Genomic DNA, 26,667 nt, shown 5'->3' with positions numbered 1-26,667 from the left:
CTCACCTGATCGAGGAAGGATGCGTCGGTCCGCCGCATCCCCTGGAGGAAGTTTTGAGACCCACCCTGCCCGTCGTCGGGACAGCGGTGGCGGCACTCGTGCTCGCCGCCGCGCCCGCCGCCGCCGCACCCAGCACCGACGCGCTGATCTCCGAGGTCTACGGAGGCGGCGGCAACTCCGGCGCCACCCTCACGCAGGACTTCGTCGAGCTGGCCAACAAGGGCACCGCCCCGTTCTCGCTCGACGGCTTCAGCGTCCAGTACATCTCGGCGAGCCCCGGTGCGAACACGTTGTGGGGTGTCACCCCGCTCTCCGGCTCCATCGCGCCCGGTGGGACGTTCCTCGTCGCCGAGTCGAAGGGCAGCGGCGGCACCGTCGAGCTGCCCACGCCCGACGCCACCGGCTCGATCGCCATGAGCGCGACCGGCGGCACCATCGCGCTGGTCAGCGGCACCACCGCGCTCACCTGCAAGACGGCCGCCGACTGCGCCGCCGACCCGCGGATCAAGGACCTCGTCGGCTTCGGCTCGGCCGCCGTCCGGGAGACCGCCGCGACGGGTGCGCTCAGCAACACCACCTCGGCGTCGCGCAAGGCGGGCCTGCCCGACACCGACGACAACTCGGCCGACTTCTCCGTCGGCAACCCCAGCCCGGTCAACTCGAAGGGCGAGACGCCGGGCGGCGGCGACCCGGACCCCGATCCCGACCCGGACCCCACGCCCGGTGAGAAGCGCATCCACGACATCCAGGGCACGACGCGCATCTCTCCGCTGCTCGGCCAGAAGGTCACCAACGTCCCCGGTGTCGTCACCGGCACCCGCGCCTCCGGTGACCGCGGCTTCTGGATCCAGGACGTCACCGGCGCCGACGACGACCCGCGCACCAGCGAGGGCGTCTTCGTCTACACGGCCGGCAGCGCGCCGACCGTGTCCGTCGGCGACAGCGTGCTGGTCAGCGGCACGATCGCCGAGTACCGGCCGGGCGGTGAGACGGGCTCCAACCAGACCCTCACCGAGATCACCTCGCCGACCACGGTCGTGCTGTCGCAGGGCAACCCGGTCCCTGCGCCGGTCGTCCTGAAGAACGTCCCCGCGGCCTACGTTCCCACGCCGGGCGGCAGCATCGAGCAGCTCCCGCTGGAGCCCGCGAAGTACGCCCTCGACTACTTCGAGTCGCTGGAGGGCACGCTCGTCCAGGTCGACGACGCCCGCGTGGTCGGCCCGAGCAACACCTTCGGCGAGGTCTGGGTGACGGTCAACCCCGACCAGAACCGCAACCAGCGCGGCGGCACCACCTACACCGGCTACGACAGCTCCAACAGCGGCCGGTTGAAGATCAAGACCGCCGGGACGCTGCCCGCCGCGAACGTCGGCGACGTGTTCGCCGGCGCGACCGTCGGCGCCCTGGAGTACACGAACTACGGCGGCTACACGCTGGCGGCGCTCACGCTCGGCGCGCACATGTCGTCCAACCTGCAGCGCGAGGTCACGGCGCAGCAGAAGGAGTCGGAGCTCTCGGTCGCGACCTACAACGTCGAGAACCTCGACCCGTCGGACGACCAGGCCAAGTTCGACCGGCTCGCGGACGGCGTGACGACGAACCTGCGCAGCCCGGACGTGCTGGTGCTGGAGGAGATCCAGGACAACAACGGCGCGACCAACGACGGTGTCGTCGCGGCGGACCAGACGCTGCGCAAGTTCGCGGACGCGATCGTCGCCAAGGGCGGCCCGCGCTACGAGTGGCGGCAGATCGACCCGGAGAACCTCAAGGACGGCGGCGAGCCCGGCGGCAACATCCGCGTCGGCTTCTTCTTCAACCCCAAGCGGGTGTCCTTCGTGGACCGTCCCGGCGGTGACTTCAAGACGCCCGTCCAGGTCGTGAAGAAGAACGGCCGCGCCGCGCTTTCCGTGTCACCGGGCCGGATCGACCCGCTGAACGACGCGTGGGCCAGCAGCCGCAAGCCGCTCGCCGGTGAGTTCAAGTTCCGCGGCCGCACGGTCTTCGTCGTCGCGAACCACTTCAACTCCAAGGGCGGCGACGACGCGGTCCACGGCCGCTTCCAGCCGCCGAACCGCTCGTCGGAGGTGCAGCGCGCCAAGCAGGCCGCGGCGCTGAAGACGTTCGCCGACCAGGTGCGCGCGATCGACAAGGGCGCCAACGTGGTGATCGCGGGCGACCTGAACGACTACCAGTTCTCACCCGCGCTGAAGACGCTGACCGGTGACGGCAACCTCAAGGCGCTGATCGAGTCGCTGCCCGTGAACGAGCGGTACAGCTACGTCTTCGAGGGCAACTCGCAGACGCTCGACCACATCGTGATGAGCAAGAACATCACGCGCTTCAGCTACGACGTCGTCCACGTCAACGCCGAGTTCGCCGACCAGGCGAGCGACCACGACCCGCAGATCGTCCGCGCCCGCCCGTCCACGGGTGACGCGAACGTCGACAAGATCGTGTTCGCGCTCGAGGACCTCGTCGACTGCCTGAAGAAGTAGTCCGCTCCCGCTGCCGCGTCATCCGCCGGATGACGCGGCAGCGGCGGAAGCGGTCGCCGCGGCGACCACGCCCGCCTGGATCGCCTCGACGGCCTTGCGCACGGCGTCACCGGCCCAGTTGCCGGCCGCGATGTCCTTGGCCCGCCGGTTCAGGTCGCGCTTGTCGCCCTCGACGACCTTGTGCACGGACTTCACCGCGTGCAGCAACGTGATCAGCGACCCGGTGCGCGCGTCCGCCCCGCGATAGCCGCGCGCGACGTCGCCGACGACCCTCCGCACCTCGTCCGCCCTGGCCTCGTCGGTGACGACGTAGCTCCTGGCGGGGAAGATCCCGAGCACCTTGCGGTGCTCGACGCGCACCGCACCCCGGCTCTCCAGCTCCGCGGCCACGGTGTCGCGCACCTTCTTGCGCAGCCGCTCGACGGCCCGCTGCGGCTTCATCGGCTTGTCGAACCGGCCGAGCGCCTCCTGCAGCAACGGGTTCCTCAGCGGCGTAGGGTCGACCACCTGGAGCTTCTTGCCGCCCGGCTCGAACGCGACGCGCCCCGACTCGACCAGCTCGATGAGCAGGGCGCCGGCGAGCGAGTTGTCCGCCGAGATCGAGTCGACGCGCAGCTTGCCGGTCTGGCCGTTGACGAACAGCAGCATCAGGTCTTCTGGCAGCATCATGTCACCGTAACGCGCGAAGGGCGCCGGACGTTGAACGTCCGGCGCCCTGTCAGCGAGCGGAGGATACGGGATTTGAACCCGTGAGGGGGTGAACCCAACACGATTTCCAGTCGTGCGCACTAGGCCGCTATGCGAATCCTCCGTGGAGAACCTTACCGGACGGGGGTTCGACGGCCCAAAACGGGGGGTCGGACGAGGGGGCGGCTGGACCCGTGGCTTGCGCGGCGCTCGGTGACAACACGGTTACTGAGGTTGAGACATGGGGACGACGACGTGCACGAGCGCCGCTGTGTGGGACATGCAGGCCGAGAGGTGGCGCAAGTCACTCAAGGCGCAGGGGCTCTCAGACAACACGCTGAGGGGGTACCTCTACACCGCCCGGGGGTGGCGGAAGTGGCTTGAGACCGAGGGCTACGACATCGAACCGGACGACGTCGAGTCGTTCCACGTCGACATCGTCGACAAGTCTTCGCCCGCGAACGCGGCGCACCATTACCGCAACCTGCGCGTGTACATCACGTGGCTTAAGAAGCGGAAGCAGATCACCGGCGGCAATCCGTTCGACGAGACCGAGGCGCCGAAGGTGCCGGACAAGCTCACTCCTTTATTGAGCGATGAGGACCACGCGGCGGTTCTACTGGCGTGCAGGGGTACCGATCTTCAGGCACTCCGCAATATGGCGCTCGCCGACTTCGGCCCTGCCCTTTGGCTGTCGCGCCGGACCGGCAAACCGCTGTCGATCAACGGTATTAAAATGATGCTCAACCGACTTGGTGAGCGAGCAGGTCTCGCCGACTCTCTGCACGCTTACCGCGTCCGCATGACTTTTTACACCGTTGGCAGGATGCAGGCGGTAGTGAAGCCGGATTGATGGCTATCGCTGGCGTCATGGGCGAACACAAAAGATCTCGCATTGCGAACGGAACCAGCTCGACGCGCAGCTCTACAGCGTTTCGAGGATCAAGTCGATCCGCATCGGAACCTTGCACCTGAGCAGAGAGAACGGCGGGCGCTGCTGGCCCGACGTGCTTACTTCCGAGGCTTGGCGCTGCGTAGCGCGCGAGCGCGGGGACTGAGGTCCGACCGAGTCGCCACGTAGCGGAGGTCAGCAGGCCCAACCGAGACGAAGGGGGGCGACCCGATGTGGGTCGACCCCCGCAAGCTCGGCGCGGCCCGTCAGGCGGATGTTGGGACCGCGACACTCGGGGAGGACATGAAGGCGGCCCACGCGGCAGGCCCGAACGTCAGCGTTACCGCGTTCGCCGTGTTCTTGGAGTCGCGCACGTGAACACCCTCGCTCGCCAACCCGACTTCGACGCATGCCTCGGGACTTCCGCCGCTGTAGCTCGACTTCTTGAAGCGCACCTGTTCCATCTAGCTGATTACCTCCTGAGGCGGAACTTTGTCAGCCGTGGCGGCGGCTGAAACGGCCTCGGAGCAACGAACGAGGATCTTGCGAGCGTCGTTACCCATCACCGCCACAGTCCACAACTCGTCCATCAGACGGTTGTAGGTCTCGATGTCGGAGGGTGTTTCGGTGTTGATCTCCGTGTCGACGGTCTCGATCAACACGCGTTCGCCGACTATCCAGAAGCCGTTGGGCGGAACGACCGGAAGCCGGGTGCCCAACGGAATGATGCCGAACTTGACGCGGAGTCCGAGCAAGGCGAGCAGTCTGTCGATCTGCGCAACCATCTCCTCTGGAGGACACACGTAGTAGAGCAGCGCCGACTCACAGATGAGCAGCTCGATCTCTTTTGCGTTGTCGTAGAGGGCGTGCTGCCGCTGCATGCGGATGCTCAGCGCCTCTTCCGTGTCGATCGGGACTCGCTGGAACCTCGCAGCGGCGTCGAAGACCCACCGCGCGTAGTCGGCGATCTGCACAAGCCCTGGCACGATGATCAGCTCGAACACGCGGATGCGTTTGGCGGTCGCCTCAACCTGCTTGCTGTAGGTCTGGCGGTCGCTGTGTCCCTTGCGGAGCTGATGTTTCCACGAGGCCGCGTCGATGTTGATCCCGCGCAGCCATGCGCGCATGCGCTCGGTCTCGGACTCCGATGCCCCCGCCGTGGTCATCCATACGAGGACATCGGAGTCGTCGGGATCTTGACGCTTGTTTTCGATCTTCGAGACCTTCGAAGCATGCCAACCACACCGAGCGGCGAAGTCCTTGCCGTTCAACTTGGCGACGTCTTGCCGGACCCGCCGAAGTTCGTCGGCGAACTCGGCGCGGCGCTCCTCTGGCGTGCTCACGGGCTCCTCGTTGGTGGCTAGGTCTTGACGAAATCCTCATACGAGACTGCCTCGGCCCAAGCAATCTTGCGCCATTGCTCGTACCGCGCCACCGTAGCGGGTTCGGTCACGATCTCTGCACCTATGAGTCCTCCAGGACCGTAGTGGAGTACTGCAACCCGGACACGATCGAAGATCCAGAAGTCATGCTCCGGTAGAGCCAGCCTCGATGCCGCAGCCTGCGTGAGCAGGCGGATCTCCTCCCCGGCGTCCACGTTCGCCGGTGTCACTTCCATCTGCCACCGCAGGTACTCCGTCAACGGCTCGGTCAGCATCCGGACCCGTTGGAAGACCTTGCCAACCTCGGTAGCGGCCCGGATGTCGTCAAGCCATGAACGCAGCCATTCGAGGTCGTCGAGTACAGGAACACCATCTCGCCATCGTTGCCACGGCTCGACCTCGTCGGGCTGGTTGTAGGTGCCTTGCGCTTCCCATCGCCAAGCCGAACTCTCGAACTCGCGGAAGAGGGCGCCGAACGCTGCGCCGCTGATCAGTTCCGGCATCACACACCCTGCGGTGCGAACTTCAGCAGCTCGACCGGGATCTCGATGAGCGTCTCGGTGTCGGGCAATCCGCCTTCACGAGCTTCAGCGGTTGCGATCGCCTCGGGGTCCGTGACGCGGTATCCCTGCACTACGTAGGTCCCGCGATCGGTGAGGAACAGGGTCGGACACGAGCCGCTGTTGCTGGTCGTGCCGAGGAACTCCAGTTTCAGGATCTCCTCCAGAGATTGCGCACCGGCAAGCATCCTGTTGCGCAATTGCCATCCGGGTCAACGCCATACCGGGCGACCTGTGGCTTCGGATGCTGCTCTGTGTAGCCATCGCGTAAGCCGAGTGGGGCAAGTATGCGCAAGATTGCTCGGATTGCTTGCGTTCGTGCTTGGTGTTCGAGATGGTGATCGGGCGGAACTGGCGACGGGAACACGGACGCGGTCGCCAGTTCCGCTTCCACCGGCGCAGCAGCTGCGCCGGCAATGACGCACGCCACTCGAAGGGGAACCGCGGTGAGCACGCATCCAGATGTCGAGCGCCTTCTGCGCGCCGGATTCGGCGTCTTGCCCCTTCTCGATCGGGACGGCGTGGACCACGCGTTGCAGTTTTGGCGCTGGGGCTCGGATCGGCAGCACCTCGACGTTGTCGCCGTCTTCCACGAGGACTACGCGGTTGCGACTCGGCTGCCTCCTCAGCGGATGTGGGAAAGCCCCCTGATGCCGATGGCGCGTGGCCCTGTTCGTTCGATGCCGTTCGAACCTCTCGCCGTCGCGTTCGAACAGCGCTTCCAGTGGTCCCCGCCGGGTGACCACCTGCGGCAGTAGCCGCGACGAGCCCTATGGGACACAAGGAGATTTCGACGTGTTCGGTACCGCTCTCATCTTCACGGCCGTTTTCGTGCTCGGAGTGCTGTCGGTTGCTGCCCTGGTGGTCTCGTGGTTCATCACGAAGACGTACGGGCAGCACGCCGGAGCCGGGGAAGGAACGATGTCCGTCGGCGAGCTTGAGGAACGGATCAAGGCCGAGGTAGAGGCGTTGGTCGAGACAACTCGCCCGATCTCACCCGAAAGGCCGTTCCCTAGGTCGCCTGTCCGTCTGAGGGACCCAGCCGCGTCAGTGTGGACGCTGCCCGAACTGGTTGCGGCCTAGAACATGGCCGCCACGCTCAAATCTGACGACCGCTGGCGCAACGCGTCGATGCGCGATGGCGACGCGCACCGGGCGCGGTCGATCGCTGGTGGGGAAGTTATCCCCTTGTGCGACCGCGAACCGTTCGTGCCGATCTACTCGCCGAAGAGGCCGGTTGACCCTGAACACGCTTGTCCCGTCTGCCTCGCTGCCGACGGTGGCTGAGGTGCACGGGACGCCGAGCGCCCACCACGGGAGAGGTTGATGCACGCGCTGATCGCAAGCCCATTCCTGACCGACTACCTAGTGCTGAAACCGGATGACCAGCGGGCCGTAAAGATCGGTTCGGCCAAGTTCGGCGAGTTGCTCACCGCGTCGAAGTCCCCGAACGAGCTGTGCCCGCAGTGGCTTGTCGACGCCGCGCGTCAGCGCTGGGACGTTGATATTGCGGGTGAGCCGCTCGCGCAGGCGGTAAAGGTGCGCGAGCCGTCGCTTCACGGGTTCGGCCGTGCGTCGTATGAGGTGAATCTCGGGTGTAATTACGACTGTGAGCACTGCTATCTCGGTCTGAAGCAATTTTCGGGGCTCGAATGGCCCGACCGCGAGCGAGTGCTCGAGGTAATGCATGACGCTGGTGTTTTGTGGCTTCAGATCACCGGCGGCGAGGCAACCGTTGACCGGCTGTTCCCGCAGGTGTACGCACGAGCGTGGGACTACGGGATGATGATCACCGTAGCGACCAACGGCTCGCGACTTGCTTCCAAACCGTTGCTGGACCTCTTCTCTGGTCGTCGCCCGTATCGGCTCACGGTCAGCGTGTACGGCGCCACCGAGGAATCATACGACGGCCTCACCCGCCGTCGCGGGTCGTTCAAGGCATTCAGTCGTGGCATTGCTGCGGCTCGCGAGGCCGGACTGCCGCTCAACCTGAGCCTGGTCATCACTAGGCACAATGCGCACGAGCTGGACGAAATGCGCGCGTTCGCCGAAAACCTCGGTGTCTCTTACGCCACCTATTCGAATATTTCGCCAACGATCTACGGTGGCGGCGAAACGCTGATCTCGCAGGCCACGGAGTTTCCGCGCAAGCGCACCGTGTTCGCCGGGTGCGGCGCAGGACATACGCATTTCGCCACCGATCCGCACGGCAAGGCCACGATTTGCAAGATCGGGCGCGACGAGCACGTGTCGTTGCTCGACGAGGGTCTCGACGGCTTGACCAGGCTCGGCGAGATCGCCGACGCGCTGCAACTGCGTACGGGCGGTTGCTCCGGCTGTGCTCTGTCGGGCACCTGCTCGACATGCCGCCCGCTGGCCAAGCTTTACCAAGAGGCGAAAGCCCCCTTGTCCCGCTACTGCCAGCACGGAGAGGAGGGAAGGTCATGACGATTCTTGTCGAGCTGGAGCCGCTGCCCATCGCCGCAGACGCGGTGCAGATGGTCGACGACGTCGAGCAGCTCGGCACGTTCAACCGATGCTCGTGTTCGGCATCGGACGACGCGCCGTACTCCTGATGAGTCAACGGGTGGTCAGGCGCGGCGAGCGTCTGACCACCCGCTGTTTCCGCTAGCCTCGGCGGCAACGAAAGCCGAGCAGCGCAAGGGAAATCCATGCCGCAGCGGACTGATTGGGAAAGCCTTCCGGAGGCTCTGCACGCCGCGGTGATCGCTCGCACAGGTCCGGTTCTCAAGGCTCGCACGGTGTCCGAGGGACTCAACTCGGCTCTCGCGGCGGTCCTGCGGACCGAGTCGGGAACCGTGTTCGTGAAGGGTCTCCGCACTGACCAGCCCGGCGTGATCACCCAAGGTCGCGAGGCCCTGATCAACGCTCATGTGTGGCCTATCGCGCCCGCACTGCTGTGGCACATCGAAGACGTTGCGGGGTGGAACGTCCTCGGCTTCGAGCACGTCGAGGGGCGACACCCGGACTACAGCCCCGGATCACCGGACCTGCCGTTGGTGACTGAGGCTCTCGACCTTCTCGCCGTGTTGCGCTGCCCCGACCTGCCGATCAAAAACCATCTGCGATGGCGGTCGTACCTCGACGGTCAAGACCCGGAGATTCTCGCTGGTGGCAGCCTGCTGCACACGGACTTCAACCCGGCGAACGTCCTCATCACGCCCGACGGAACGGTGCGCATGGTCGACTGGGCATGGCCCACTCGTGGCGCCGCCTGGATCGACGCCTGCTGTCTGATCATCTGGCTAATCGCATCCGGCCACACCCCGGCCGAAGCCGAGGCAGAGGTGCAGCAGGCTCGTGCATGGCGAGACGCGCCACCAACGGCCGTCGACGTGTTCGCCCTCGCCAACATCCGCCTGTGGGACGAGATCGTCAGTCACAAGCCGTCGGACTGGCACCGGCAGATGGCCGAGGCCGCACGAGCATGGGCTGACTCCCGCATGGTCACCGTCGGCACCTCCTGAACAATCGACGAACCCACAACCACATAACGACGAACGTCCCGCCCCCTGATGGGCGCGGGACGTTCGTCGTTATGGGTCTCGTGCTTGCCGAAGTAGGTCGGCGGCTGTGCGGAGCCGAGCAGGATGCGGGGCAGCCAGTCGGGCCGGCTCGCCTCGGACTTCCGCAGCAGCGGGTACACGACGCCGAGTGCGATCGGCAGGACGACGAGTTTGGTCGCGTTGCCGAGTGCGTCGGTGAGGTAGGCCGGTGCGCCGAGGCTCACGGCACGGCTCGGATGTCGATCGGGCGTGGCCGGCGGGTGGCGCCTCATGGATCGACCCGTGCTGTCTCGCGCTGCGGCTGATCGCTGCCGGGCACACCGCCGTGCAGGCCGAGCAGCTCGTGAGCCGCACGGGCGCATGGGTGTCGGCGCCTCGCGCTGCGGTCAGCGTGTTCGCTCGCGCCAACGTCGACATGTGGGCAGACATCGCGACCAGCGATCCGAAGCCGTGGAAACAGCGCATGGCGGACGCAGCCCGTCAGTGGGCAGACGGACAGCTCGCCTCGGCGTAGGAGCCGGGGCAGATGGTCCGGTTGTAGATGACGCACCGCACGCCCGGTTCGGCGAGCTGTGGACCGGGTGGAAAAGGTTCGCGGCCCGTGTCGATCTGGCGCCTGCCCGCTCGTCGTGGTCCCGTAACACCCGATCGAGGAGGGCAAACCCGTGAAGTACATGCTGATGATCTACGCCGCCGCCGACCAGCAGGTGAACTGCACCGTCGAGGACTGGATGGCCTACGAGAAGGAGATGCGGGACGCGGGCGTGCTCGTCTCCGGGCACTCGCTCGCCGACCTCGTCACGGCGACGACCGTCCAGGTGGGACCGGACGGCAAGCGCACCGTCACCGATGGGCCGTTCGCCGAGACGCGCGAGGTGCTCGGCGGCTACGACGTGATCGACGTGCCGGACCTCGACGCGGCGCTGGAGTGGGCCGCGAAGTGTCCCGGTTCGCGTGACGGTGGCGCGGTGGTCGTGCGGCCGATCGCCGAGTTCGACTTCTGAGTCCGCCGTGAACGTCGAGCAGGTGTTCCGGGAGGAGCGCGGCAGGCTGCTCGCCACCCTGGTCAAGCGCTTCGGTGACCTCGACCTGGCGGAGGAGCTCACCTCCGACGCGATCGAGGCGGCGTTGCGGCACTGGCCGGTGGACGGCGTTCCCGACCGGCCCGGCGCGTGGTTGCTCACGACCGCGCGCCGCAAGGCGGTCGACCGGCTGCGGCGCGACCGGGTGCACGCGGCCCGGCTCGCGGTGTTGCAGGTCGAGGTCGACCGGGCGGACCCGCCGGTCGCGGACGGGCTGCCGGACGAGCGGCTGGAGCTGTTCTTCACGTGCGCGCACCCGGCGCTGCCGGAGGAGGACCGGGGCGCGCTGACGCTGCGGTTCCTGGCGGGCTTCACGACGCCCGAGGTCGCGCGGGCCTACCTGGTGCCGGTCACGACCATGCAGCAGCGGATCGTGCGTGCGAAGAAGAAGATCAGCCAGGCGCGCATCCCGTTCCGCGTGCCGGACCCGCACGAGCTCCCGGAACGCCTGCCCGGCGTGCTGCAGGCCGTCTACTCGATCTTCACCGAGGGGTACGCGGCCCAGCGCGCCGACCTGGCCGGCGAGGCGATCCGGCTGGCCAGGATCCTGCACGGGCTGCTGCCCGCCGAACGGGAGGTGACCGGGCTGCTGGCGTTGATGCTGCTCGTCCACGCCCGCCGGGACGCGCGGCACGACCTGCTGGAGGACCAGGACCGCACGCTCTGGGACCGCGACATGGTCGACGAGGGCACCGCCTTGGTCGAACGCGCGCTCACGGGCGGATACGGCCCGTACGGCGTGCAGGCGGCCATCAACGCGTTGCACGACGAGGCGCCGGACTTCGAGAACACGGACTGGCCGCAGATCGTGGCTCTCTACGACGTCCTGACCAAGCTCGCGCCGTCACCGGTGGTGGCGCTGAACAGGGCCGCGGCGGTCGCCATGCGCGACGGCGCCGCCGCGGGTCTCGCGTTGCTCGACGAGCTCGCCGGTGAGCCGAAGCTCCGCGACTACCACCCGTTCAGGGCGGCTCGTGCGGACCTGCTGCACCGCCTGGGCCGGGACGACGAGGCGGTGTCGGCCTACCGGGAGGCGATCGAGCTCGCCGGGACCGAGTCCGAACGAGAGCTCCTGCGCCTCAGGCTGGCGGCCCTCCTGCGGTGATCACGCCCGGAGGCGCTCGGCCAGTGCGTCGACGCCGCCGGTGGCGCGGGCGAGGCCGAGGTGGTCGAGGTAGTCCCGCGACTCGGCGATCAGCCCGTCGCGCAGCCGGAAGACGATGACGTTCGACACGGACCAGTCCGGTTCGCCGCGGTAGGTGAACTCGCCGACGAACACCTCGGGGTCGCCTGTCGCGTGGACGCGCACGTCCTCCGCCCGCAGGCCGGCGAGGCGGCCGGCGCCGGCAGCGGCGAAGTGCTGCCGGAGGTCCTCGCGGCTGACCAGCGGCGTGTCGCCGAGCGGAGCCATCGGGTGCCGCACGTCGGTCGGCTCGGCGTAGAGCGCGGCCAGCCGGTCGACCTGGCCGTCATCGCCCGCGTGCAGGCGGCAGACGCCGTCGAGCAGGGCGTGGAAAGTCCGTTCAGCTGTCGAGAGCACGGAGTGTCCCCTTTCCGGAGTCGTCACTCCGGAAACATACGGAGTGACGACTCCGGAATGCAAGGGGCAGGATGTCGGGATGCGGAGCGATGCGCAGGCGAACCGGGAGCGGGTCCTGGCCGCGGCGGACGAGGTCTTCCGGGAGTTCGGTCAGGCCGGGTCGACCGAGGAGGTCGCGCGCAGGGCCGGGGTCGGGATCGGCACGGTGTTCCGGCACTTCCCGGCCAAGCGGCTGCTGGTGGACGCCACGATCGTGCGGCACTTCGGCCTGCTCACCGCCACCGCGCGGGCACGGGCGCAGGCCGCCGACGCCGGGGAGGCGTTCCGCACGACGTTCCGCGAACTGGTCTCCGGCGCCCCGGCGAAGCTCGCGCTGATCGCGTTGCGCGAGGAGACCGGCTCGACCGGCGACGTGGAGGCGGCGGTCGCCGAGCTGCGGGAGGCGGTCGGGGCGGTGCTGTCCCGCGCGCAGGAGGCGGGGGAGGTGCGGCCCGACGTCACCGTGGCCGAGGTCTACCTGCTCATCACCGCACTGGCCAACGCTCCGGGTGACGGGCCCGTGGTGGACAAAGCGGTCGGCGTGGTGCTGGACGGGTTGTCCCCGAACGGCCTCGCGTAGTCGAAAAGTTCACCTGAACTGCTGAAACTCGTCCGACCGCCCAGTTGTCCACAGGTGGGGACAACGCTGTGGGCAACTCGAACATGCGTTCGACTGAGGCCGTTCGCTACACTTGCGTCGGACCTCGTGCGGCACACATCTCGCGAACCTCCCCAGGGCCGGAAGGCAGCAAGGATAAGCGGGCTCTGGTGGGTGCACGGGGTCCCCTTTTTGTGTCGGTGCCCACCGGTACTGTTCCGGGCGTGGCCCTCGCTCTGTATCGCAAGTACCGACCGGCCACGTTCTCCGAGGTCGTCGGCCAGGAGCACGTGACGGATCCCCTGCGCACCGCCTTGTCGGCAGGCCGGGTGAACCACGCGTACCTGTTCAGCGGCCCGCGCGGCTGCGGCAAGACCTCGTCGGCCCGCATCCTGGCGCGCTCGCTGAACTGCGTGAACGGCCCCACGCCCGACCCGTGCGGCGAGTGCAACAGCTGCATCGGTCTGGCCCCCAACGGCACGGGCAGCGTCGACGTGGTCGAGCTCGACGCGGCCTCCCACGGCGGCGTCGAGGACGCCCGCGAGCTGCGCGACAAGGCGTTCTACGCCCCGGCGGAGTCCAAGTACCGCGTCTTCATCATCGACGAGGCGCACATGGTCACCACGCAGGGCTTCAACGCCCTGCTGAAGATCGTCGAAGAGCCGCCGGACCACCTGATCTTCATCTTCGCCACCACCGAGCCGGACAAGGTCCTCCCGACCATCCGCTCCCGCACGCACCACTACCCGTTCCGCCTGATCCCGCCCGGCGTGATGCGCACCCTGCTCGAACGCAACTGCGCCGCCGAGGGCGTAGCGGTCGAACCGGCGGTGTTCCCGCTGGTCATCCGCGCGGGCGGCGGCTCGGCCCGCGACACGCAGTCGGTCATGGACCAGCTGCTGTCCGGCGCGGGCCCCGAGGGCGTCACCTACGCACGCGCCATCACCCTGCTCGGCGTCACCGACTCGGCCCTGATCAACGACGTGGTCGACGGCCTGGCGGCAGGCGACGGCGCGGCCGTCTTCGGCACCATCGACCGCCTGGTCGACGCGGGCCACGACCCCCGCCGCTTCGCGAGCGACCTCCTGGACCGCCTCCGCGACCTGGTGCTGCTCTGCGCGGTCCCCGACGCGGCCGACCGCAACCTGGTCAGCGTCCCGGAGGACGAGCTGGCCACGATGGTCTCCCAGGCGGAACGACTGGGCCCGGCCACCCTCACCCGCTACGCCGAGATCGTCCACGCGGGCCTGGTGGACATGCGCGGAGCCACCGCCCCCCGCCTGCTCCTCGAGCTCCTGGTCTCCCGCATGCTCCTGCCGTCGGTGAGCCAGTCGGAAGCGGCCCTGCTCCAACGCCTGGAACAGCTGGAACGCCGCCCCCCGGCCGCCATCGCGGCAACCCCCGGCGACCCCCAGGCGGCAGCCCCGGCGAACGCCCCGGTCTTCACCCGCAGGTCCCAGCAACCTGCGCCTGCCGCCACACCCGCCGAACCCGCCAGGCAACCGGAACCTGCCCGGGCAGCGGCCCCGACCCCGGCCGCCCAGCCCACGCCCCAGGCGACGCCCCCGGTCCAGGCAGCCCCGGCGCCCGCCGCCACTCCCGCTCCCGCCCCTGCCGCTCCGGCCCCGGCGACGACGACCGGCGAGATGGACGCGACAGCGGTCCGCAGGGTCTGGTCCGAGCTGCTGGCCGCGGTCAGGGCGAAGAGCCGCAGCACCGAGGCGATGCTGACCAACGCGATGGTCAGCGAGGTCGACGGCAACGTGGTCACGGTCACCCACACCTCGGCCCCCCTGGCCCGCCGCCTGGCGGAACCCCGCAACACCGAGGCCATCGCGCACGCCCTGTCCGCGGTCCTGGGCGGCACCTGGCAGGTCCGCTGCACCCACGGCGCCCCCGGCGCCACCGCACCGGTGGCAACCCCGGCCAAGGCCCCCCGCCGGCCCCCGACCCGCCCGAGCCAGCAGGCCCAGCAGCAACCCCCGCGCCAGCAGGAACCCCCGCAGCGCCCAGCCCCCCGCCCGCCGGCGGACGACATCCCTCCGCCCCCGGAACCCCCCGAGCCGGACGACCCCCTGCCGCCGGAACCGGACGACGAAGAGGCGATGCTCGCCGAAGCCGCCCGCCCGGCAGACCCGAACGCAGTCCAGGAGGCAGCGGCCCAGGACCCGGAAACGGTCCTGCTGAAACTCCTGGCCGACGAACTGGGCGCCCGCCCGCTGAAGAAGGCGTGACGGAAGGCCCGCCCAGAGGGACCCTGGGCCTGGTCTGACGGAAGGCTCGCCCGGGCGTGCCATCTACCCGCCGCCGCTGTGGCCCCAGGTCCTCGATCAGCGGCGGGGTTCCGGGGCGGAGCCCCGCACCCGGAAAACCAGCCCCGTACGCTGAACGGACAACCCCACCCCAAGGCGAGAGGACCAGCGGTGCAACCCGGTCAGTTCGACATGCAGGCCCTGCTCCAGCAGGCCCAGTCCATGCAGCAGCAGATGGCGGAAGCCCAGCAGCAGCTGGCCGAGACGCAGGTCACCGGCAACGCGGGCAACGGCCTGGTCACGGCCACCGTCACCGGCGGCGGCGACCTCGTCAACCTCGCCATCGACCCGAAGATCGTGGACCCGGAGGACATCGAGACCCTCCAGGACCTCGTCATCGCCGCGATCAAGGACGCCAACGTCAAGGCGCAGCAGCTGGTGGAGCAGAAGCTCGGCCCGCTGGCCCAGGGCGGCCTCGGCGGACTGCTCGGCTGAGAGAGCGGCCGACCGATGTACGAGGGCCCCGTACAGGACCTGATCGACGAGCTGGGCAGGCTCCCAGGCGTAGGCCCGAAGAGCGCGCAGCGCATCGCCTTCCACCTCCTGGCGACCGAGCCGGCCGACATCGAGCGGCTGCAGCAGGCGTTGCAGAAGGTCAAGGAGGGCGTTGTCTTCTGCGACGTGTGCGGCAACGTCTCCGCGGAGACGAGGTGCCGCATCTGCCGCGACCCGAAGCGGGACCTCGCGCTGGTGTGCGTGGTCGAGGAGCCGAAGGACGTCCAGGCGATCGAGCGCACGCGGGAGTTCAAGGGGCGCTACCACGTGCTGGGTGGCGCCCTGGACCCGTTGAGCGGGGTCGGTCCCGACCAGCTGCGGATCCGGCAGCTGCTCAACCGGATCGGCACGCCGACCGACGGTGTGGACATCTCCGAGGTCATCATCGCCACGGACCCCAACACCGAGGGCGAGGCCACGGCCACGTACCTGGTGCGGATGCTGAGGGACTTCCCCGGCTTGACCGTCACGCGGCTGGCCAGCGGGTTGCCGATGGGCGGTGACCTGGAGTTCGCGGACGAGCTGACGCTGGGGCGTGCGCTATCTGGTCGCCGCAGCATGTGACAGCGGCCCCACCGCGACTGGGCGCGACCCGCCTGGTCGCGGTGGACGGTCCCTCGGGTGCCGGCAAGTCGACGTTCGCGCGAGCTCTCGCGGAGCAGCTGGGCGCCCAGCTCATCAGCACCGACCACTTCGCCACGTGGGACGACCCGACGACGAGGTGGTGGCCGACGCTCGAACGAGCCCTGCTCCGAGTCGCGGACGGCCACGAGGCGAGGTACCGGAAAACCGACTGGTCCCAAGGCTTCCCGTGCGTCGGCGAGGGCGACGAGGTCACGATCAGTCCACAGGGGACGATCATCCTGGAGGGGTTCTCCTCAGCCAGGAAGGCGAACGTCCACGCGAGCTACCGCGTCTTCGTCGACCACGCAGACGAGCAGGCCCGCCTGGACCGCGCCACGGCCAGAGACGGCGAACACCAACGCGCACACCTGATCCGCTGGCAGCAGTACGAACGAGGCTGGTTCGCGGTCGACGAGACGAGGGCCAGAGCCGACTACGTCGTCACTTCGAGCTGAGCCCGCACGACGGAAGCCTCCGGCGTGCCGATCGCGCTGAACACCTCCAACGCCGACGACCAGTGCGCACGAGCGCTGTCGACGTCGCCCAGAGCCGCACACGCGTCCCCGGCCAGCAGCAGCGCCCGCCCGAACACCCACCGGTGCCCGGAGTCCGATCCGACGGACGCGGCCCGCAGGGCGCACTCCAGTGATCCGGCGGGGTCGTCCGTGTCGAGGTGCAGGCGCCCGAGCACGAGCAGCACCTCCATCTCCACCAGCCGGAACCGGGAGCGGCCCGCTCCCTCCAGCGCCGAGGTGGCCATCTCCAGCGCCTCGGCGTACCGGCCGACGCCCCGGTAGGCCGACGCCAGGCCGCGGCGGGCCGAGCACCCGCCCCACGGGTAGCCCGTCTCGGTCGCGATGGTGAGCGCGGACGTGAACTGCTCGACGGCCTCCTCGTAGCGGCCCGCACCCTCCAGGGCGCGACCGAGCAGGTTCCTGGCGTCGCAGACGCTCTTGACGTTGTTCATCTCGTGGGCGATCCGCATCGCGGCGGTGGCCTCGACCGCGGCTTCCTCGAACCGGCCGCGCATGATCAGCGTGATCGCCATGCCCTCGTGCCGGGCGTGGCTGAAGTTCCGGGCGGCAGCGCGTTCGTACAGCTCGCTGGCCCGCGCGAAGTAGGACGCGCCGCGGTCCGGGTCGCCGCGCCACGCGTGCACCTCGCCGAGGGCGCGCATCGAGTTCGCCTGGCTGATCCACGAGTCGATGCGGGTGCCCGCCTCCAGCGCCTCCTCGAACGTCGCCGCGGCGCGGTCGAGGAGGCCGAGTTGCATGTAGACGCCGCCGAGGTTGAACAAGGCGTTGGCCTGGACCTGGAAGGCGCCGATGCGGCGGGTGATCACCAGCGCGCGTTCGAGGTGCTCGGCGGCCTGCTCCAGCTCGCCCAGGTCGATGTTGACGCTGCCCGCGTTCGACAGGACCGCCGCCTCCGCCTCCGGCAGGTCGAGGTGCTCCTGCAACGCGATGGCCTGCTGGTAGTGGTCGAGGGCGGTGCGGTGCTGGCCCGTCACCCAGTAGAGGGTGCCGAGCGAGGAGAGCATCGCGAGCTGGCCGACCTCGTCACGCGGGGCGCGGGCCCCGAGCAGGCCCGCTCTGGCCGTCTCGCGCCACTCCGCCGTCAGGCCCTGCGTGTAGAAGTAGCCGCGCAACGCGTCGGCGAGCCGCCACGGCGCGTTCTCCGGGTCGCGTTCGACGCAGTGCGCCACGAGCGCGACGAGGTTGGCGCGTTCGCTGTCGAGCCAGGTGCGTGCCTCGGTGCTGGTGCTGAACGTGCGCGGCACGACGCCCGCCATCGGGTCCGCACGCGGGAAGCGGAACAGCGTCGACCTCATCACCGACGTGGCGTTGTCGACGGAGCGGACCGTCCAGTCGAACAGCCGCCGCAGCGCGAGCCGCGAGTCCGCCGGGCTGTCCTCGACGGACAGCCGTTCGGCCGCGTAGTCGCGCAGCAGGTCGTGGAACTGGTAGCGGGACGGCGCGTGGTTCGCGATCAGGTTGGCGGTGGCCAGGCGGTCGAGCCTGCGCCGGGCGTCCTGAGTGGTCAGTCCGGACAGCGCGGCGGCGACCTCCGGCGTGAAGTCGCCGCCGGGCACGAGCGACAGCAGCCGGAACATCTGCGCCAGCTCGGGTTTCAGCGCGGCGTAGGAGAGGTCGAACGCCGCGTGCACCGCGACCCGTTCGTCGCCTTCTACGGCCAGCGCGGCGAGCCGGTTGCCCGCCCTCAGCTCCTCCACGTAGTCCGCGATGGACAGCTCCGGACGCGACACGAGGTTGGCCGCGGCTATTCGCAATGCCAATGGCAGATGCGCGCACAACGACGCCAGCTCGACCGCGGCGTCCTCCTGGGACGCCACCTCGCTCTCGCCCAGGATGCCCGCGAGCAGGGACCGCGTCTCGTGCCAGTCGAGGACGTCGAGGCGCACGTTCGACGCCGCGTGCGAGACGGCCAGACCCCGCAGCGTGTCCCGGGACGTCACGAGCACCGCGCACCCGGGTGAGCCGGGCAGCAGGGGCCGGATCTGCTCGGCGGACGACGCGTTGTCGAGCAGCAGGAGCACGCGCTGACCGGTCAGGGTGGACCGGAACATGGCCTCCTGCTCGTCCTGGTCGAGCGGCACCTGGTCGGGTTCGGTGCCGAGCGCGCGCAGGAACCGCGGCAGCACGTCCACGGCGCTCAGCGGCGGGCCGGGGGCGTATCCGCGCAGGTTGACGTACAGCTGGCCGTCCGGGAAGTCCGCGCGCATCCGGTGGGCGGCGTGCACGGCGAGCGCCGTCTTGCCGACGCCGGGAGGCCCGGCCAGGGTGACGACGGGGACGCCCTGCGCGGTCCGCAGCAGGGCCGTGACCAGCGACACGGCCTCGCCGCGGCCCACGAAGTCCGGGATGTCCGCCGGGAGCTGCGACGGCACGACCCGTTCCGGCTTCGCGGTGACGACAGCGGGTCCCGAGGACGGCGCGGCCACCGCGCCGATCGACCCGGACAGCACCCGGCCGTGGACGCGCCGCAGCTCGTCACCGGGGTCGATGCCCAGCTCGTCGGCCAGGAGCCGGGAAACGCGCTGGTAGGCGGCCAGCGCCTCGCTCTGCCGGCCGGAGCGGTAGAGCGCCACCATGAGCTGCGCCCAGAACCGCTCGCGCAGCGGGTGTTCGCCGGTCAGGCGGGACAGCTCCGCGACCAGCTCGCCGTGGCGGCCCAGTTCGAGGTCGACCTCGACCCGGCGTTCCAGCACGTGCAGGCGGCGCTCGTCGAGCCGGGGCACCTCGTCGCGGTGCAGCACCTCCGACGGCACGTCGGCCAGCGCGGGGCCGCGCCAGAGCCCCAGCGCGGCGGCGAACGCGGCCGACGCCGCCTGCGGGTTTCCGGCCGCGCGCTCCTGTTCGCCCTGCTCGATGAGGGGTTCGAAGCGCATCAGGTCGATCGTCTTCTCGTCGACGTCGACGAGGTAGCCGTCGGGGACGGTCCTGATCGGGACGGACGGTCCCAGCAGCTGTCTGAGACGCATGACATATGTCTGCAATGTCGCACGCGCTCTGGCGGGAGGGTTGTCCCCCCAGACGTTCGCCGCGAGCTCGTCGACGGACACCGACGTGCCCACGCGCAGCAGCAGCGACACGAGCAGTGCGCGCTGCCGTCCCGCCCGGACCAGCAGTGACTCGGAGTCGACCAGGACCTGGAGGGGGCCGAGGAGGCGGAACTCGACCTGCCTGTGCATGCGACCTCCTCCACGTTTCGCAGTCGTTTCTACAGCCTAGGAGAGCGTTCGACGCATCCGCCGTGCTCACGTTGGGTCAGCGAACATGCGCCGGACGTATCAGAATGCCTGGTCTAGTGGCCGGATCGTGACCTGAGTAACCCCGGGTGGGGTATCCACAACGGTTATCGTCGGCGACCACACCGTGAGATGTGCGGATTGTCCAAGGGGTGTTTGATGGTCCACTCAGTAACGGCACGCCGCCGTTGGGTTGCCGCGATCGGCTTCCTCAGCGTCAGCGCGCTGGCCCTGTCAGGTTGCGCGCAATCGCAGCGCGACTCCGGCGGTGGCGGCCAGCAGGGCGGCACGCTGACCTTCGGTGCCGCGGGCGCGCCGAAGCTGTTCGACCCGTTCTACGCGACTGACGGTGAGACGTTCCGCGTCTCCCGGCAGATGTTCGAGGGCCTGGTCGGCTTCAAGGCGGGCACCGCCGAGGTCGAGCCGGCGCTGGCGACGAGCTACGAGCCCTCCACGGACGGCAAGACCTGGACCTTCACCCTCAAGGAGGGTGTGAAGTTCCACGACGGCACGGAGTTCAACGCCGAGGCCGTGTGCTTCAACTTCGAGCGCTGGTACAACCAGAAGGGCGCGGGTCAGTCCGACGCCGTCTCGCAGTACTGGCTGGACAACTTCGGCGGGTTCAAGGACACGCCGGACAAGCCCTCGCTGTACAAGTCCTGCACCGCCAAGGACCCGAAGACCGCCGTGGTCGAGCTGAACGAGGTCACCTCGCAGTTCCCGTCGGTCCTCGGCTTCACGTCGTTCTCCATCTCGAGCCCCGAGGCGCTCAAGAAGTACGACGCGGACAACGTGCAGGCCGCCGGTGACGCGTTCACCTACCCGGCCTACGCGACGGAGCACCCGACCGGCACGGGCCCGTTCAAGTTCAGCAAGTACGACAAGGCCAACAACACCGTCGAGCTCGTCCGCAACGACGACTACCACGGCACGAAGGCCAACCTGGACAAGATCGTCTTCAAGATCATCCCGGACGAGACCGCCCGCAAGCAGGCGCTCAAGGCCGGTGACATCGACGGGTACGACCTGCCGAACGCGGCCGACTGGGCGAGCCTCAAGTCCGACGGCTTCAACGTGGCGATCCGCCCGGCGTTCAACGTGTTCTACCTGGGCATCAACCAGAAGAACAACCCGAAGCTCGCCGACCTGAAGGTCCGCCAGGCCCTCCAGTACGCGATCAACCGCGAGCAGCTCGTCAAGTCGCAGCTGCCCGAGGGCGCCAAGGTCGCGACGCAGTTCATGCCGGACACCGTGAACGGCTACAACAAGTCGATCACCGAGGTGAAGTACGACCCGGAGAAGGCGAAGTCGCTGCTGGCCGAGGCCGGCGCCACCGACCTGACCCTGAAGGCGTACTGGCCGTCCGAGGTCACGCGTCCGTACATGCCGTCCCCGAAGGACCTGTGGGGCGCCATCGCGGGTGACCTGGAGAAGGCGGGCATCAAGCTCGACGTCGTCACCAAGCCGTGGAACGGCGGTTACCTCACCGACGTCGACAACGGCATCTCGGACATCTTCCTGCTCGGCTGGACCGGCGACAACGGCACCGCGCACAACTGGGTCGGCACGTTCTTCGGCCGCACCGACAACCGCTTCAACACCGGTGTGTCGCCGTGGGGCGCCACGCTCGCCGCGGACCTGGCCAAGGCCAACTCCGAGCCGAACGAGTCCGAGCGCACCAAGCTGTACGAAGAGATCAACAAGAAGATCATGGAGGAGTACCTCCCCGCGATCCCGATCTCGCACTCCCCGCCCGCTCTGGTGTTGAAGTCGGACATCAAGGGTGTCGTTCCCAGCCCGTTGACCGACGAGAAGTTCGGTTCGGCCTCCAAGGGCTGAGCGGACTAGCTCCCACCACAAGAGAACAACGGGGTAGCTCACAGTGCTCCGCTACACCATTCGACGGCTGATCCAGCTGGTCGGCGTGGTGCTGGTGCTCTCGCTGCTGCTCTTCGCGTGGTTGCGCGTACTCCCAGGAGGGCCGGTCTCGGCCCTCCTGGGAGAGCGCGCTACGCCGGAGTCGCGAGAAGCCCTCACCAAGCAGCTCGGCCTCGACCAGCCGATCTTCGTCCAGTACTTCAAGTTCCTCGGTCGTGCCGCGACCGGGGACTTCGGCGTCTCGACCGGTGTCCAGCCCGGTGACTCGGCGCTCGAGATCTTCCTCCAGCGGTTCCCCGCCACGCTCGAGCTGAGCTTCTTCGCGATCCTCATCGCGATCCTGGTCGGCGTGCCGCTCGGGTACATCGCGGCCAAGCGCCGCGGCAGCTGGTTCGACAACGTCAGCGTCGTCGGCTCGCTCATCGGCGTCGCCGTGCCGGTGTTCTTCCTGGCCTACGTGCTCAAGGGCGTGGCGTCGTCCGCGCTCGGCCTGCCGTCCAGCGGCCGTCAGGACGCCATCGACGCCACCCGCGTCACCGGGTTCTTCACCCTCGACGGCATGATCACCGGCGAGTGGGACGCGACCCTGAACGCGCTGGAACACCTGATCCTGCCCGCGATCGCGCTGGCCACGATCCCGTTCGCGGTGATCTTCCGGATCACCCGCGCGGCCGTCCTCGACGTGCTCGACGAGGACTTCGTGCGCACCGCCGAGTCGAAGGGCCTCACCGCACCGGTGATCCGCCGCCGGCACGTGCTGCGCAACGCCATGCTGCCGGTCGTCACGACGATCGGCCTGCAGACGGGCGCGTTGCTCTCCGGCGCGGTGCTCACCGAGAAGGTGTTCTCGTTCTCCGGGGTCGGCGAGGCGCTCGCCATCGGGTTCGAACGGCGCGACTACCCGGTGCTGCTGTTGCTGATCATCATGGCCACCATCGTCTACGTCGTGGTCAACCTGCTGGTCGACCTGTCGTACGCGCTCATCGACCCGCGCATCAGGACGAGGTGAGCGACGTGGTTCTCGGACTTTCCGCGAAGAAGGAGAAGATCGACGCGACCGCCGGCGTCTCGCTCGCCGCGAGCGCGTGGAAGCGGTTGCGCCGCAGCCCGGTGTTCCTCACCGGCGCGGTGATCATCGGCCTGTTCATCCTGGTCTCGCTGCTCGCGCCGTGGCTCGCGCCGCACAACCCGGCCGACCCGATGCTGATCGACCAGGTCGTCAAGGCGCGCAACGAGATCCCGCCGTCGCAGCCGGGGCACCCGCTCGGTGGTGACCTCCAGGGCCGCGACTTCCTGTCGCGTGTGCTGGTCGGCTCGCAGCAGACGCTCATCGTCGGTGTCGTCGCCACGCTGTTCGGCCTCACCGGCGGCCTGATCCTCGGCACGCTCGCGGGCGCCCTCGGCGGCTGGGTCGACTCGCTGGTCATGCGCGTCGTCGACGTCATGCTCTCGCTGCCGTCGCTGCTGCTCGCGTTCTCGATCGCCGCGATGTTCTCGCGGCCCAGCCAGTTCACGGTGATCCTCGCGGTCTCGATCGTGCAGATCCCGGTGTTCGCACGCCTCCTGCGCGGTTCGATGCTCGCGCAGCGGCACAGCGACCACGTGCTGGCGGCGACCGCGCTCGGCGTGAAGAAGGGCGCGATCGTGTTCCGGCACATGCTGCCGAACTCGCTCGGCCCGGTGATCGTCCAGTCGACGCTGGTGCTGGCCACCGCGATCATCGAGGCGGCGGCGCTGTCGTTCCTCGGCCTCGGCAACCCGGACGACCGGACGCCGGAGTGGGGTCAGATGCTCGGTGACGTGCAGAAGGTGTTCGACACCCACCCGCACCTCGCCGCGTGGCCCGCGATCTGCATCATCATCGTCGCTCTCGGTTTCACGCTCATGGGCGAGACCCTGCGCGAGGCCCTCGACCCGAAGAACAGGCGGTGAGTCGTCGTGGCACTGCTCGAAGTACGTGACCTCTCCGTCGTGTTCCAGCGCAAGGGCGAGGAGCCGTTCCGCGCCGTCGACGGCGTCAGCTTCGACGTCGAGCCCGGCCAGACCGTCGGTCTCGTCGGCGAGTCCGGCTGCGGCAAGTCGGTGACATCGTTGGCGATCATGGGTCTGCTGCCCAAGCGCGGCGTCACGATCACCGGCAGCGTCTCCTACGACGGCACCGACCTGCTGAAGCTGTCGGACAAGGAGATGCGCGACCGCCGCGGCCGCGACCTCGGCATGGTCTTCCAGGACCCGCTGTCCTCGCTCAACCCCGTCGTCCCGATCGGTCTCCAGGTCACCGAGGTGCTCGAACGGCACCGCGGCATGGCCCGCAAGGAGGCCATGGTCGAGGCGAAGACGTTGCTGGACAAGGTCGGCATCCCCGACCCGAACCGGCGGCTCAAGGAGTACCCGCACCAGCTCTCCGGCGGCATGCGGCAGCGCGCGCTCATCGCGATCGCGCTGGCCTGCCGGCCGAAGCTGCTGATCGCGGACGAGCCGACGACCGCTCTGGACGTGACCATCCAGGCCCAGATCCTCACGCTGATGAAGGAACTGGTGCACGACCTCGGCACCGCGCTCGTGATGATCACCCACGACCTGGGTGTCGTCGCGGGCCTGTGCGACGAGGTCAACGTGCTGTACGGCGGCAAGGTCGTCGAGAAGGCCATGCGGCACAAGCTCTTCGCCGAGCCGCGCCACCCGTACACGCACGGCCTGCTCGCGTCCATCCCGCGGCTCGACGCCCCGCGCGGCGAGAAGCTGACGCCGATCAAGGGCTCCGTCGCGGACAACATCCCGTGGTCGCAGGGCTGCGCGTTCGCTCCGCGCTGCCCCAACGCGCTGGACGTCTGCACGCGGGAGACGCCCGCCGAAGAAGCGCAGCTCGGCCGCCTGCTCCGCTGCCACAACCCGGTGGTGCCGGGAACTCCCGCCGCCGAGGAGGTGTCGGTATGAGCGAGACCCTGGTCTCGGTCCAGGACATGAAGGTGCACTTCCCGATCAAGCGGGGCGTGTTCTTCGACAAGACCGTCGGCTACGTCTACGCCGTCGACGGCGTAGACCTGGAGATCAAGCGCGGCGAGACCTACGGCCTCGTCGGCGAGTCCGGCTGCGGCAAGTCCACCCTCGGGCGGGCGATGCTGCGGCTCAACGAGCCGACCGACGGCAAGATGGTCTTCGACGGGCAGGACTTCTCGTCCCTGCGGGGCGAGGAGCTGCGCAAGATGCGGCGCCGGATCCAGATGGTGTTCCAGGACCCGCTGTCCTCGCTCGACCCGCGGCAGTCCGTCGAGTCGATCCTCGTCGAGGGCCTGCGCGCGCACGACCTCGACAAGGGCAAGGAGGAGACCGACAAGCGCCTGCGCGAGCTGCTCTCCGCCGTGGGCCTGCCGACGTCGGCGCTGCGCAAGTACCCGCACGAGTTCTCCGGCGGTCAGCGGCAGCGCATCGGCATCGCCCGTGCCCTGGCGCTCAACCCGGACCTGATCGTCGCCGACGAGCCGGTGTCCGCGCTCGACGTGTCGGTCCAGGCCCAGGTCGTGAACCTGCTGGAGGACCTTCAGGAGCAGTTCGGCCTCACCTACCTGGTGATCGCCCACGACCTCGCGGTCGTGAAGCACATCTCCGACCGGGTCGGCGTGATGTACCTCGGCGGGATCGTCGAGGAGGCCACCGCGGACGACCTCTACGAGGAGCCGCTGCACCCGTACACGCGGGCGCTACTGTCGGCCATCCCGGTGCCCGACCCCGAGGTCGAGGACCGGCGCGAGCGCATCCTGCTCGCGGGCGACCTGCCGTCGCCCGCGAACCCGCCGAGCGGCTGCCGGTTCCACACCCGGTGCCCGTGGCGGCAGGAGACGAAGTGCGACACCGAACGCCCGGCGCTGCGCGAGCTCAAGCCCGGCCACAAGGTGGCGTGCCACTGGGCGGAGCAGATCCGCTCCGGCGAGCTCCAGCCGCACGCGGTGAAGCCCGAGCTGGTCGAGGAGGGCGACGGCCTGTCACCCGACGTCCCCCTGGTGGGACCGGCCTCGGTAACCGAGGCCCTCGGCTAACCCAATCCACCCTCCACGTTTCCCAACGCCACGCGGGGGCCCTTCGTACTGTCACTTAGTACGAAGGGCCCCCGCGTGGCGTTTGAGCGGCGGGGAAGTGTCGCTGGTTCGGGTGAACGGCGAGGCTGTCTCTAGCGGGCGGTGATGTCGTTGCCGACGTGGACAGTCGTGGGTCGATCCTCCTCCGAGCCGCGGAGATCGCGTCCGTCGACGGGCTCGAAGGAGTCACGATCGGACGGCTCGCCGTCGAGCTCGGCATGAGCAAGAGCGGGGTGTTCTCGCACTTCGGCGCCAAGGAAGAGCTGCAGCTCTCGGCGGTGCACACGGCCGCGGACATCTTCGCGCGCGAGGTCGTCGTCGCCGGCGGGTCCGTGCTGGACCTGAGCGAGCGGTGGCTCGACTACTCGAAGCGCCGCGTGTTCCCCGGCGGCTGCTTCTTCGTCGTCACGCGCTCCGAGTTCGCCGCCCGTCCCGGCCGGGTGCGCGACGCGTTGATGCTCTTCAACCTGCGCTGGATCTCGTTGCTGGAACGGCTGTGCGGTGACGCGCAGCTGGCGTTCGAAGTGGACGCACTGCTGGCCGCCGCCGACCGGTACGCCGTCCTCTACGACGACGACTCGGCGTACGAGAGGGTGCGGTTGGCGTTGCGCGCACGGATCGCCATGCCGATCGGGGCGGAGATGGCCGTCGCCACGCCGAACGACAACAGCATCGCGAGCCACGTCTCCTCGACGAGCTGACCACCGATGT

Annotated in this window: 27 protein-coding genes, 1 tRNA gene and 1 other RNA gene; 21 read left to right on the top strand and 8 right to left on the bottom strand. The window is 68.9% G+C overall.

What is annotated here, in order from left to right:
- Positions 1-53 precede the first annotated feature (53 nt).
- Positions 54-2,495: an endonuclease/exonuclease/phosphatase family protein gene (locus tag BLT23_RS34895; RefSeq protein ID WP_245744505.1), complete on the top strand. Its 2,442-nt coding sequence runs from the start codon at positions 54-56 to the stop codon at positions 2,493-2,495.
- A gap of 18 nt (positions 2,496-2,513) precedes the next feature.
- Here BLT23_RS34895 and BLT23_RS34890 read toward each other — a convergent pair whose 3' ends face one another.
- Both BLT23_RS34890 and BLT23_RS34885 read right to left on the bottom strand, forming a co-directional pair.
- The gene (locus BLT23_RS34890) at positions 2,514-3,164 is read right to left on the bottom strand and encodes a GOLPH3/VPS74 family protein (RefSeq protein WP_090058068.1); all 651 of its coding nucleotides are present in this window, start codon (positions 3,162-3,164) and stop codon (positions 2,514-2,516) included.
- Between the two features lie 57 nt (positions 3,165-3,221).
- A tRNA-Ser gene (locus BLT23_RS34885) sits at positions 3,222-3,306 on the bottom strand.
- Between the two features lie 117 nt (positions 3,307-3,423).
- Here BLT23_RS34885 and BLT23_RS34880 point away from each other — a divergent pair.
- Positions 3,424-4,035 (top strand): tyrosine-type recombinase/integrase, encoded by a 612-nt coding sequence (locus tag BLT23_RS34880; RefSeq protein ID WP_090058064.1) that lies wholly within the window; start codon positions 3,424-3,426, stop codon positions 4,033-4,035.
- Positions 4,036-4,340: 305 nt separating this feature from the next.
- On the opposite strand, the gene BLT23_RS34870 is transcribed toward BLT23_RS34880, so the two are convergent.
- The 4 genes from BLT23_RS34870 to BLT23_RS34855 are packed head-to-tail and all read right to left on the bottom strand — an operon-like array spanning position 4,341 to position 6,216.
- Positions 4,341-4,538: a DUF397 domain-containing protein gene (locus BLT23_RS34870; protein WP_090058056.1), complete on the bottom strand. Its 198-nt coding sequence runs from the start codon at positions 4,536-4,538 to the stop codon at positions 4,341-4,343.
- Positions 4,539-5,417 (bottom strand): helix-turn-helix domain-containing protein, encoded by an 879-nt coding sequence (locus BLT23_RS34865; protein ID WP_090058053.1) that lies wholly within the window; start codon positions 5,415-5,417, stop codon positions 4,539-4,541.
- Between the two features lie 17 nt (positions 5,418-5,434).
- Entirely contained in the window at positions 5,435-5,959 is a 525-nt protein-coding gene (locus BLT23_RS34860) for a DUF6879 family protein (protein ID WP_090058225.1), read from the bottom strand.
- Positions 5,959-6,216, bottom strand: coding sequence for a hypothetical protein (locus tag BLT23_RS34855; RefSeq protein WP_342713722.1), 258 nt, complete (start codon positions 6,214-6,216; stop codon positions 5,959-5,961). Before BLT23_RS34855 ends, BLT23_RS34860 begins: the two co-directional genes overlap by 1 nt.
- Positions 6,217-6,462: 246 nt before the next feature.
- On the opposite strand from BLT23_RS34855, the gene BLT23_RS34850 reads away from it, so the two are divergent.
- The 7 genes from BLT23_RS34850 (at position 6,463) to BLT23_RS34820 (ending at position 11,730) form a co-directional block, all read left to right on the top strand.
- Complete coding sequence (locus BLT23_RS34850; RefSeq protein WP_090058049.1) at positions 6,463-6,774, top strand: hypothetical protein; 312 nt, start codon at positions 6,463-6,465, stop codon at positions 6,772-6,774.
- Positions 6,775-6,811: 37 nt separating this feature from the next.
- Positions 6,812-7,099 (top strand): hypothetical protein, encoded by a 288-nt coding sequence (locus tag BLT23_RS34845; RefSeq protein ID WP_090058046.1) that lies wholly within the window; start codon positions 6,812-6,814, stop codon positions 7,097-7,099.
- A 243-nt stretch (positions 7,100-7,342) separates the two neighbouring features.
- Positions 7,343-8,464 (top strand): radical SAM protein, encoded by a 1,122-nt coding sequence (locus tag BLT23_RS34840; RefSeq protein WP_090058043.1) that lies wholly within the window; start codon positions 7,343-7,345, stop codon positions 8,462-8,464.
- The gene (locus BLT23_RS42135; protein ID WP_281248936.1) at positions 8,461-8,592 is read left to right on the top strand and encodes a hypothetical protein; all 132 of its coding nucleotides are present in this window, start codon (positions 8,461-8,463) and stop codon (positions 8,590-8,592) included. The genes BLT23_RS34840 and BLT23_RS42135 overlap by 4 nt, the downstream gene beginning before the upstream one ends.
- A gap of 96 nt (positions 8,593-8,688) precedes the next feature.
- On the top strand, positions 8,689-9,504 hold the full coding sequence (locus BLT23_RS34835; protein WP_090058039.1) for a phosphotransferase family protein: 816 nt from the start codon (positions 8,689-8,691) through the stop codon (positions 9,502-9,504).
- Positions 9,505-10,208: 704 nt separating this feature from the next.
- Entirely contained in the window at positions 10,209-10,547 is a 339-nt protein-coding gene (locus BLT23_RS34825) for a YciI family protein (RefSeq protein ID WP_090058033.1), read from the top strand.
- A 7-nt stretch (positions 10,548-10,554) separates the two neighbouring features.
- Positions 10,555-11,730, top strand: a complete 1,176-nt coding sequence (locus BLT23_RS34820; RefSeq protein WP_090058029.1) for an RNA polymerase sigma factor — start codon at positions 10,555-10,557, stop codon at positions 11,728-11,730.
- On the opposite strand, the gene BLT23_RS34815 is transcribed toward BLT23_RS34820, so the two are convergent.
- The gene (locus tag BLT23_RS34815) at positions 11,731-12,165 is read right to left on the bottom strand and encodes a nuclear transport factor 2 family protein (RefSeq protein WP_090058025.1); all 435 of its coding nucleotides are present in this window, start codon (positions 12,163-12,165) and stop codon (positions 11,731-11,733) included.
- Between the two features lie 79 nt (positions 12,166-12,244).
- Here BLT23_RS34815 and BLT23_RS34810 point away from each other — a divergent pair, with 79 nt between their 5' ends.
- The 6 genes from BLT23_RS34810 (at position 12,245) to BLT23_RS34785 (ending at position 16,688) form a co-directional block, all read left to right on the top strand.
- Positions 12,245-12,784: a TetR/AcrR family transcriptional regulator gene (locus BLT23_RS34810; protein WP_090058021.1), complete on the top strand. Its 540-nt coding sequence runs from the start codon at positions 12,245-12,247 to the stop codon at positions 12,782-12,784.
- Between the two features lie 115 nt (positions 12,785-12,899).
- Positions 12,900-12,996, top strand: an RNA gene (ffs, locus tag BLT23_RS34805) — signal recognition particle sRNA small type.
- A gap of 30 nt (positions 12,997-13,026) precedes the next feature.
- Complete coding sequence (locus BLT23_RS34800; RefSeq protein WP_090058018.1) at positions 13,027-15,036, top strand: DNA polymerase III subunit gamma and tau; 2,010 nt, start codon at positions 13,027-13,029, stop codon at positions 15,034-15,036.
- A 210-nt stretch (positions 15,037-15,246) separates the two neighbouring features.
- Entirely contained in the window at positions 15,247-15,549 is a 303-nt protein-coding gene (locus BLT23_RS34795; protein ID WP_090058219.1) for a YbaB/EbfC family nucleoid-associated protein, read from the top strand.
- Between the two features lie 15 nt (positions 15,550-15,564).
- Positions 15,565-16,173: a recombination mediator RecR gene (gene recR / locus BLT23_RS34790; RefSeq protein WP_090058015.1), complete on the top strand. Its 609-nt coding sequence runs from the start codon at positions 15,565-15,567 to the stop codon at positions 16,171-16,173.
- Between the two features lie 41 nt (positions 16,174-16,214).
- Positions 16,215-16,688: a uridine kinase family protein gene (locus tag BLT23_RS34785; protein ID WP_245744504.1), complete on the top strand. Its 474-nt coding sequence runs from the start codon at positions 16,215-16,217 to the stop codon at positions 16,686-16,688.
- Here BLT23_RS34785 and BLT23_RS34780 read toward each other — a convergent pair.
- Positions 16,667-19,945: an AfsR/SARP family transcriptional regulator gene (locus BLT23_RS34780; protein WP_090058013.1), complete on the bottom strand. Its 3,279-nt coding sequence runs from the start codon at positions 19,943-19,945 to the stop codon at positions 16,667-16,669. The genes BLT23_RS34785 and BLT23_RS34780 overlap by 22 nt on opposite strands.
- A gap of 216 nt (positions 19,946-20,161) precedes the next feature.
- Here BLT23_RS34780 and BLT23_RS34775 point away from each other — a divergent pair, with 216 nt between their 5' ends.
- The 6 genes from BLT23_RS34775 to BLT23_RS34750 all read left to right on the top strand — a co-directional run bounded on the left by BLT23_RS34775 (position 20,162) and on the right by BLT23_RS34750 (position 26,657).
- The gene (locus BLT23_RS34775) at positions 20,162-21,841 is read left to right on the top strand and encodes an ABC transporter substrate-binding protein (RefSeq protein ID WP_090058011.1); all 1,680 of its coding nucleotides are present in this window, start codon (positions 20,162-20,164) and stop codon (positions 21,839-21,841) included.
- A 43-nt stretch (positions 21,842-21,884) separates the two neighbouring features.
- Entirely contained in the window at positions 21,885-22,889 is a 1,005-nt protein-coding gene (locus BLT23_RS34770; RefSeq protein WP_090058008.1) for an ABC transporter permease, read from the top strand.
- Between the two features lie 5 nt (positions 22,890-22,894).
- The gene (locus BLT23_RS34765; RefSeq protein ID WP_176947063.1) at positions 22,895-23,812 is read left to right on the top strand and encodes an ABC transporter permease; all 918 of its coding nucleotides are present in this window, start codon (positions 22,895-22,897) and stop codon (positions 23,810-23,812) included.
- 6 nt (positions 23,813-23,818) lie between these two features.
- Positions 23,819-24,817: an ABC transporter ATP-binding protein gene (locus tag BLT23_RS34760; RefSeq protein WP_090058003.1), complete on the top strand. Its 999-nt coding sequence runs from the start codon at positions 23,819-23,821 to the stop codon at positions 24,815-24,817.
- The gene (locus BLT23_RS34755) at positions 24,814-25,917 is read left to right on the top strand and encodes an ABC transporter ATP-binding protein (RefSeq protein WP_090058000.1); all 1,104 of its coding nucleotides are present in this window, start codon (positions 24,814-24,816) and stop codon (positions 25,915-25,917) included. Before BLT23_RS34760 ends, BLT23_RS34755 begins: the two co-directional genes overlap by 4 nt.
- A 158-nt stretch (positions 25,918-26,075) precedes the next feature.
- A complete protein-coding gene (locus tag BLT23_RS34750; protein WP_245744503.1) occupies positions 26,076-26,657 on the top strand; it encodes a TetR/AcrR family transcriptional regulator in 582 nt (193 codons plus the stop codon).
- Positions 26,658-26,667 lie beyond the last annotated feature (10 nt).

It is taken from the genome of Lentzea fradiae (assembly GCF_900100955.1).
GTDB lineage: Bacteria > Actinomycetota > Actinomycetes > Mycobacteriales > Pseudonocardiaceae > Lentzea > Lentzea fradiae.
Note: the sequence above shows the minus strand (reverse complement) of the source record. Positions and strands in the feature narration are given on the sequence as shown.